Raw genomic sequence first — 8,434 nt, 5'->3', positions numbered from 1 at the left:
CAACCGCCATCGGTACTATGATCCAGAGACGGGACGCTTCACCACCCAGGACCCGATAGGACTGGCCGGCGGCGAAAACCTGTACATGTACGCCCCCAATCCGACAGGATGGGTGGATCCGCTGGGGTTGAGTAGGGACAATGGGTGTAACTGTCCTGATTCGGGGGTTCCTCGGCGGGGTTACCACAATGAGACCTACAGTAATAAACCTGTCAAACCAGAGGACGCAACAGACCGATGGGACGAATTTTTGGGTCCGGGACCTCACACTGATATTCATCCTCGAACGGGTGCTCCCGACCGCGATAGAATCGTATCTTCAGATGGTGCTCGCAGTATCCGTTACGGTTCCCATGAAATGAATAGTTCCTCCACCAAACATCATTATCACGAAGAAATCTGGTCGCTGGATACAGAAAACAATGTTATGAATGTAGATAACACTGTTATTAGGGTTCCACAGAGAAAGACATCGCGATGAATGTAAAAATCGAAGAGATCAAAGTACTCAATAAAAATACTTTTGTTAACTTTGCCAGCCCCTTAGGAAGAGGGAAGGCTATATGGCTGGGAAATATGCCAATAAAAAACGAGAATTATGATGTTGAGATAGATATTGACGAGAAACTCTGGTGGGGATCAACAATACTTGGAGCAAACTCAAAACAACCAAAAATAAAGGAAGGAAAAGATAGTATTGAGCTAACTGGGGAGGTGGTAGCAATTGAAGAAGATGGACTATTAATTGTATCTATTGGGGGAAGTCTAATATTTGTGGAAACAGATTTAGAAAAAAACCCACAAAAACCGTTCGTGACAATGAGAACACATCATTTAACTATGCATGACAGCAATTATTAATTGCAATGTCTCGTATATTATCAAACGGCCAACAAACCCCATCTTCTGCAACTAAATAGGGCTCTTCGTAGCTGGATGTGGAATGCAACCGGGAAAATATCGAGAGCTCATAACCCCGCCCTACCGACTAACGCACCCGCTATTGGCTCTATCTAACGACAGGCGGCAAGGGCCAGCCGCCACAGCGAGACGCGCTTTCACTTCGACACCGCCGACAACCTGATCGCCGAGGTGCAGCGTCATCAGCTGCCCAACGGCGGTGACTACTCCAGCGTCACCCGCCACACCCACGACGCCCTGGGCAACCGCGAGACCACCACCCTGCCCGACGGCCAGACCCTGGCCTGGCTGCGCTATGGCTCCGGCCATGTCCACGCCATGACCCTGGACCAGCGCGAGCTGATGGCCTTCGAGCGCGACGACCTGCATCGCGAAGTGCGCCGCCACCAGGGCAGCTCGGCATGGTGCGGTTGATGCATTCAGGCATACAGTACCTACCACAAAAGGAATCCTATGAATAATAACGATGAATTTCATCAGACAGTGTCCGTAATTATTGACTTACCTAGGGTGTACTCCCCTGGTGAGTCAAACAGAATCCTTAAGACCGCCGGAGCAAACTTAAATTATGACACTTATAGTTTTTATCGGAAAGAGAAAGCCCCTGCGTGGCAATCTGAAACAATCATACAGCTAAAGCTTTTTCTTTCCGGAAAACTTGTGGACGCACAAGATCCGATCGACAAAATTGAACTTGAATACCCACTGGCAACATTAGACTCTAAATATATAGGACGATTTGGTGCTCTAGTCGATGAAATCTCTAACATATTTGGTGGTGCTTCAACTTTGTGTGGGAATAAAGTTTCTGGAAAAGATGTAATAGCACATTGCGACAAATTATCTTCAGAGCTAATGGAGTCATGGGGAGAAGAACCTGGAAGCAAACATCTTAGAATAATGATTGAATCCATGTATTCAGGGTAAGTGGCTTTCTCAAACTCTTGGATGCAGAAAACATCCGGCTCTTCGACGCTGGATGTGGAGTTCGCCATATAAAGTTTCGGGAGGTCACGCCCCTACCAACCAGCACTATCGACTCTTCACAACGGCAAGCGGCAAGGACCAGCCCATCGAGCGCCGTGGCCCCATGGTCCAGCTCTTATTATTTATCCAGTGCGACCGCCTGCTGCGACTCTCGGCGCTGACCAACCAGAACAGCGACCGCCGGCAGTTCCGCTATGACTTCGGTGGATGGCTGATCGCGTACACCGGCTCGACAGGGGGCCTGTCGCTCCCCAACCAGTCTCGCGCGCCCCCTACCCCTAATGGTTTGCCCAAACACAACAACGCCGCTCTCTTGAGCGGCGTTGTTGATTCACCTTTGATCCTGAGGGCGGAACCTCAGTGCGCCAGTCGGCCGGTTGAACGTCAACGGTAGTAGGCGTTGGTGGTGTCGGTGTGGTCGGTGACGTCGCGGATGCCGGCAAGTTCCGGGATGCGCTCCATCAGCGTCTTCTCGACGCCTTCCTTGAGGGTCAGGTCCACCGCGGCGCAGCCCTGACAGCCGCCGCCGAAGGCCAGCACCGCCACCTGGTCGTCGGTCAGCTGCATCAGCTTGATCTCGCCACCGTGGGCCGCCAGGCCCGGGTTGATCTCGCTGTAGAGGATGTAGTTGATGCGATCCTCGAGCGGGCTGTCGGCATTGACCTTGGGCATCTTGGCGTTGGGCGCCTTGATGGTCAGCTGGCCGCCCATGCGATCGGCGTTGAAGTCGACCACCGCCTCTTCCAGGAACGGAATGCTGTTGGCGTCGAGATAGACGGCGATCTTGGAAAGCTCCAGGCGCTCGTCGCTGGGCTCTTCCTCGCCCGGCCGGCAGTACGCCAGGCAGGTCTCGGCGTAGGGCGTGCCCGGCTGGGTGATGAAGATCCGCACCGCGATACCTTCGACGTTCTGCTTCTCGAGCAGCTCCGCCAGGTAGTCCTGTGCGCTGTCGGTGATCTGGATATTCTCGCTCATGGGTCTCTCGCTAGTTCGCCCCGCCTGACAGCGGGCGCTGTGGCCCCGCGGGTTTGGTCAGGACCATGGTAAGCGACACCTGCGTCAGACTCAATCCCGAGTATTTTACTCGGATTTTGGTTTCCGCCTTCGCAGGTACGCTGCCCCTGCCGCCAGGCCCGGTGCTTTGGTACCATATGGCCCCTTCGACCGACTCCCGAGACATCGCCGTGTATTCCGGCATGCACATGGGGGTCCTGCCGCGTGGACACAAGCGCTGGCCCATAAAAATTTATCGTTCGTCGACCTGACAAGCGTCTAGCTGGAGACACACCCGCCCATGGCCGTAGCAGCACCGACCCCTCAGACAGCCCGCCTCATCGATAGCCTGAAAGACCGCATTCTGATGCTGGATGGCGGCATGGGCACGATGTTGCAGAATGCGGCCTTGAGCGAGGAAGACTTCCGCGGCGAGCGCTTCAAGGACTGGCCGTCGGACCTCAAGGGCAACAACGATCTGCTGGCCCTGACCTGCCCGGATCTGGTGGCGCGCATCCATCGCGACTATCTGCTGGCGGGTGCCGACATCCTCGAGACCAATACCTTCAACTCGACTCGCCTGTCCCAGTCGGACTACGGCATGGAGGAGCTGGTCCCGGAGCTCAATCGCGAAGCCGCTCGGCTGGCCCGCCAGGTGTGCGACGACGTCGGCGAAGAGACCGGGGTGCCCCGCTACGTGGCCGGGGTGCTTGGCCCTACCTCGCGCACCGCCTCGCTGTCGCCGGACGTCAATGACCCGGCCAAGCGCAACGTGACCTTCGATGCCCTGCGTGACAACTACCGCGAGGCAGCCCTGGCACTGATCGAAGGCGGCTCCGATCTGATCATGATCGAGACCATCTTCGACACCCTGAACGCCAAGGCGGCGATCTACGCCCTCGAAGAGATCTTCGACGAGACCGGCGAGCGCCTGCCGGTAATGATCTCGGGCACCATTACCGACGCCTCCGGGCGCACCCTGTCGGGCCAGACCACCGAGGCCTTCTGGAATTCGGTGCGCCACGCCCAGCCGCTGACCGTGGGCCTCAACTGTGCCCTCGGCGCAGAGGAGCTGCGCCCCTACGTCGAGGAGCTGTCGACCAAGGCCGACACCTTCGTCTCGGCTCACCCCAACGCGGGCCTGCCCAACGAGTTCGGCGAGTACGACCAGACCCCCGAGGAGATGGCCGAGATCGTCGCCGAATTCGCGCGCAGTGGCCTGGTCAACATCATCGGTGGCTGCTGTGGCTCCACACCCGAGCATATCGCCGCCATCCACCGAGCGATCAAGGATCTGCCCCCGCGCCAGATTCCGGACCGCAGCAGAGCCTGCCGTCTGTCCGGCCTTGAGCCGTTCAACATCGAGCACGATTCGCTGTTCGTCAACGTCGGTGAGCGTACCAACGTCACAGGCTCTGCTCGCTTCAAGCGACTGATCAAGGAAGAGGACTACACCACCGCCCTGGAGGTGGCGCTCGAGCAGGTCGAGAACGGCGCCCAGGTGATCGACATCAACATGGACGAGGGGATGCTCGAGTCCCAGGAAGCCATGGTGCGCTTTCTCAATCTGATCGCCGGTGAGCCGGACATCGCTCGGGTGCCGATCATGGTCGACTCCTCCAAGTGGGAGATCATCGAGGCCAGCCTCAAGTGCATCCAGGGCAAGGCGGTGGTCAACTCGATCTCGCTCAAGGAAGGCGAAGAGGCCTTCCGCCACCAGGCCACCGAGTGCCGCCGTCATGGCGCTGCCGTGGTGGTGATGGCGTTCGACGAGTCCGGCCAGGCGGACACCTTCGCGCGCAAGACCGAAATCTGCCAGCGCGCCTACCGGGTGCTGGTGGACGATATCGGCTTCCCCGCCGAAGACATCATCTTCGACCCCAACATCTTTGCCATCGCCACCGGCATCGACGAGCACAACAACTACGCGGTGGACTTCATCGAGGCCACCCGCTGGATTCGCGAACACCTGCCCCACGCCATGGTGTCGGGTGGCGTCTCCAACGTGTCCTTCTCGTTTCGCGGCAACAATCCGGTGCGCGAGGCGATCCACTCGGTATTTCTCTACCACGCGATTCGCGCAGGGCTCACCATGGGCATCGTCAACGCCGGCCAGCTGGCGGTCTATGACGACCTGCCGGAAGAGCTGCGCGAAGCCGTCGAGGATGTGGTACTCAATCGCCGTGATGACAGCACCGAGCGGCTGCTCGATATCGCCGACAAGTACAAGGGCGACGGCTCCGGCGGTGAGAAGAAGGAGGACCTCGAGTGGCGTAGCTGGGAGGTCGAGAAGCGCATCGAGCATGCTCTGGTCAAGGGCATCACCGCCTACATCGAGGATGACACCGAACTGGCCCGCCAGCGCGCGACCCGCCCCATCGAGGTGATCGAGGGGCCGCTGATGGATGGCATGAACGTGGTCGGCGACCTGTTCGGTGCCGGCAAGATGTTCCTGCCCCAGGTGGTCAAGTCGGCGCGGGTGATGAAGCAGGCGGTGGCCTACCTGATCCCCTACATCGAGGCGGAAAAGAGCGAAGACACCCAGGCCAAGGGCAAGATCGTCATGGCCACGGTCAAGGGAGACGTCCACGACATCGGCAAGAACATCGTCGGCGTGGTGCTCCAGTGCAACAACTACGAGGTGATCGACCTCGGCGTGATGGTGCCCGCCGACAAGATCCTCAAGACCGCCCGGGAAGAGAACGCCGACATCATCGGCCTGTCGGGACTGATCACCCCCTCGCTTGACGAGATGGTCCACGTGGCCAAGGAGATGCAGCGCCAGGGCTTCGAGCTGCCGCTGCTGATCGGCGGCGCCACCACCTCCAAGGCGCACACCGCGGTCAAGATCGAACCCCAGTACGAGCAGCCGGTGATCTATGTGACCGACGCCTCACGTGCCGTGGGCGTGGCCGGCAAGCTGCTGTCACCGGGGCTGAAAGAGGCCTACGTCAACGAGATCCGGGAAGAGTACGTCAAGGTCCGCGAGCGCAACGCCAAGCGCCGCCCCAAGGCCGCCGACCTGTCCTACGCCGATGCCCGGGCGCGCAAGCCGGCGCTGGACTGGCAGGGGTATACCCCGCCGGCGCCGACCTTTACCGGTCTCAAGGTGTTCGAGGACTACGACCTCAAGGAACTGGTCGATCGTATCGACTGGACGCCCTTCTTCATGAGCTGGGAGCTGGTCGGCAAGTATCCGAAGATCCTCGACGACAAGGTGGTCGGCGAAGCCGCACGCCAACTGTTCGACGAGGCCCAGGTGATGCTGCGCAAGTTGATCGATGAACGCCTGATCCAGGCTCGCGGGGTCATCGGCCTGTGGCCCGCCAACAGCGTCGATGACGACGTCATCGAAGTCTATTCAGACGAGACCCGTGGCGAGGTGATCGAGCGTCTGCACCATATTCGCCAGCAGACCACCAAGAACCGAGAGGGAGTCTGCTACAGCCTGGCCGACTTCATCGCCCCGAAGGACAGCGGCAAGCCGGACTGGATCGGTGGCTTCGCGGTCACCGCCGGTCACGGCGTCGAGGAGCTGTCTGCGGCCTACAAGGCCAAGGGCGACGACTACAACGCCATCATGGTGCAGGCGCTGGCCGATCGCCTGGCCGAGGCTTTTGCCGAACTGATCCATGAGCGGGTGCGCAAGGAGTTCTGGGCCTACGTACCCGAGGAACAGCTCGACAACGAGGCGTTGATTGCCGAGAAGTACCAGGGCATCCGCCCTGCCCCCGGCTACCCCGCCTGCCCTGACCACACCGAGAAGGCGACGCTGTTCCGCATGCTCGACGCCGAGGCCAGCACCGGACTCGAATTGACCGAGAGCTTTGCCATGTGGCCGGCGGCGGCGGTATCCGGCTGGTACTTCTCCCACCCGCAGTCGAAGTACTTTGCCACCGGCAAGATTACCCGGGATCAGGTCGAGGCCCTGGCCAGCCGCAAGGGCATGGAGCTGGACGTCATGGAACGCTGGCTGTCGCCGGTACTGTCCTACGACGCCTGATGCGTTCCCTGCAACAACAGGCCCTGCTGCCCGACCTGACGCGCTGGCGTCTGATCCTGCGCCTGGCGCTGCCGATCATGGCCGGCATGTTGAGCCAGAGCCTGATGAACCTGGTCGATGCCGCCCTGGTGGGCCGGCTCGGCGAGACCGAGCTGGCCGCCGCCGGCATCGGCGGCTACGCCATGTTCATGGTCACCGCCTGCCTGTTCGGGCTGTCGTCGGGGGTTCAGGCCCAGGTAGCGCGGCGCCATGGCGAACGCCATCAGACGCCCGTTGCCTCGGCGGCCGCCGATCTTGGCGTTGAGCTGCGCCACGATCCACGCGGGGAGCCGCTGGCGGCGGGACTTACCCTGGCCGTCATGATCGGCCTGCCGTTGATGGTCCTGTGTCTGTGGCAGGCCGGTCCGATCATGGCCTGGCTCAACGACGATCCGCTGGTGACGTCGATGGCGGTGGACTACTTTCGCTGGCGTCTGATCGCGCTGCTGCCGGTGGCGATGATCTTCTGCTACCGAGGCTACTGGAACGGCATCCAGCAGACCGGCCTGTACCTGCGGATCATGCTGGTAATGCATCTGGTCAACCTGCTGGCAAGCATCGGCCTGATCTTCGGCTACTGGGGCCTGCCCGCCATGGGCGTCAGCGGTGCCGGGCTCGGCAGCAGCCTGTCGCTGTTTGCCGGTGTCGCCATCTGGGCCTGGTTGAGCCATACGCCTGGCCATCGCGGCACTCGTCACAGGCCGTGTCATTCGCCTTGGCGACTCGGCGGCAGCACCATGGCCACCACCCTGAAGCTGGCCACGCCGCACTCCTTTCAGCAGCTCTGGTTCGCCGCCGGCTACGCCGTGCTGTTCTGGATCCTCGGCCAGGTCGACACCGCCAGCGTGGCGGTGGGCCATGTGCTGGTTAACTTATCGCTGTTGCTGATTCTGCCCGGCGTGGGCCTGGGCATGGCAGCGATGAGCCTGGTCGGCGAGGCGCTGGGGCGCGAGTCGCCGGAAAGAGCCCACCGCTGGGGCTGGGAGGTGGTGCACATGGCCTGGTTGCTGCTCGCTGCCCTGTCCCTGCCCATGGCATTGATGCCGGAAGCCGTGCTGGGCCTGTTTCTGCATGACCCCGAACTGATCGCCCTGGGCGTCGATCCGCTGCGCCTGACCGCGCTGATGATCGTGCTCGACGCCGCCGCCCTGGTGTTCACCCAGGCATTGCTCGGCGCCGGCGCCAACCGTACGGTGATGCAAATGACCTTGACCGGTCAGTGGCTGGTCTTCCTGCCGCTGGCCTGGTGGTTCGGCGTGCATGAAGGCTTCGGCCTGGCCGGCATCTGGTGGTGTCAGCTAGGCTACCGCGCGCTCAACTCGCTGTGCTTTGCGGTGATCTGGCAACGCCGCCGCTGGCAGAGTCTGAAGGTGTAGCGCCCCGCACGACGCCTATCAACACCTTTTAATTACCTTTTGCACCCAAACTATGACTATTTATTCTTTTATAGCATAATGGCGTGCAGGTAGAGTAACCCGCAACGTCCCGTCA

At 60.4% G+C, this 8,434-nt stretch carries 7 protein-coding genes; 6 read left to right on the top strand and 1 reads right to left on the bottom strand.

Annotated features, from left to right (window positions below):
- From NH448_RS19440 to NH448_RS19425, 4 genes are all read left to right on the top strand, one after another.
- Positions 1 to 481 (top strand): RHS repeat-associated core domain-containing protein (locus NH448_RS19440; protein ID WP_253029263.1); only part of this gene is annotated, 481 nt, incomplete at its 5' end.
- A complete protein-coding gene (locus NH448_RS19435; protein ID WP_157033035.1) occupies positions 478 to 861 on the top strand; it encodes a hypothetical protein in 384 nt (127 codons plus the stop codon). The genes NH448_RS19440 and NH448_RS19435, both read left to right, overlap by 4 nt.
- Before the next feature lie 231 nt (positions 862 to 1,092).
- Positions 1,093 to 1,335 (top strand): hypothetical protein, encoded by a 243-nt coding sequence (locus NH448_RS19430; protein WP_253029262.1) that lies wholly within the window; start codon positions 1,093 to 1,095, stop codon positions 1,333 to 1,335.
- Between the two features lie 39 nt (positions 1,336 to 1,374).
- Positions 1,375 to 1,848 carry a hypothetical protein gene (locus NH448_RS19425; protein ID WP_253029261.1) on the top strand — a complete coding sequence of 158 codons (474 nt, stop codon included), beginning with the start codon at positions 1,375 to 1,377 and terminating at the stop codon, positions 1,846 to 1,848.
- A gap of 444 nt (positions 1,849 to 2,292) precedes the next feature.
- On the opposite strand, the gene nfuA is transcribed toward NH448_RS19425, so the two are convergent.
- Positions 2,293 to 2,883 (bottom strand): Fe-S biogenesis protein NfuA, encoded by a 591-nt coding sequence (nfuA, locus tag NH448_RS19420; RefSeq protein WP_045992189.1) that lies wholly within the window; start codon positions 2,881 to 2,883, stop codon positions 2,293 to 2,295.
- A 319-nt stretch (positions 2,884 to 3,202) separates the two neighbouring features.
- On the opposite strand from nfuA, the gene metH reads away from it, so the two are divergent.
- Together metH and NH448_RS19410 are read left to right on the top strand one after the other, a co-directional pair.
- Entirely contained in the window at positions 3,203 to 6,904 is a 3,702-nt protein-coding gene (metH, locus tag NH448_RS19415; RefSeq protein ID WP_253029260.1) for a methionine synthase, read from the top strand.
- On the top strand, positions 6,904 to 8,319 hold the full coding sequence (locus tag NH448_RS19410) for an MATE family efflux transporter (RefSeq protein WP_253029259.1): 1,416 nt from the start codon (positions 6,904 to 6,906) through the stop codon (positions 8,317 to 8,319). The genes metH and NH448_RS19410 overlap by 1 nt, the downstream gene beginning before the upstream one ends.
- Positions 8,320 to 8,434: the final 115 nt, after the last annotated feature.

Source organism: Halomonas sp. OfavH-34-E (assembly GCF_024124525.1).
GTDB classification, from domain to species: Bacteria; Pseudomonadota; Gammaproteobacteria; order Pseudomonadales; family Halomonadaceae; genus Halomonas; species Halomonas litopenaei.
Note: the sequence above shows the minus strand (reverse complement) of the source record. Positions and strands in the feature narration are given on the sequence as shown.

Excerpts from the sequence above, each read along its gene's own strand:
- NH448_RS19435 (WP_157033035.1), top strand. The coding sequence starts at position 478 with ATGAATGTAAAAATCGAAGAGATCAAAGTACTCAATAAAAATACTTTT.
- NH448_RS19425 (WP_253029261.1), top strand. The coding sequence starts at position 1,375 with ATGAATAATAACGATGAATTTCATCAGACAGTGTCCGTAATTATTGAC.
- nfuA (WP_045992189.1), bottom strand. The coding sequence starts at position 2,883 with ATGAGCGAGAATATCCAGATCACCGACAGCGCACAGGACTACCTGGCG.
- metH (WP_253029260.1), top strand. The coding sequence starts at position 3,203 with ATGGCCGTAGCAGCACCGACCCCTCAGACAGCCCGCCTCATCGATAGC.
- NH448_RS19410 (WP_253029259.1), top strand. The coding sequence starts at position 6,904 with ATGCGTTCCCTGCAACAACAGGCCCTGCTGCCCGACCTGACGCGCTGG.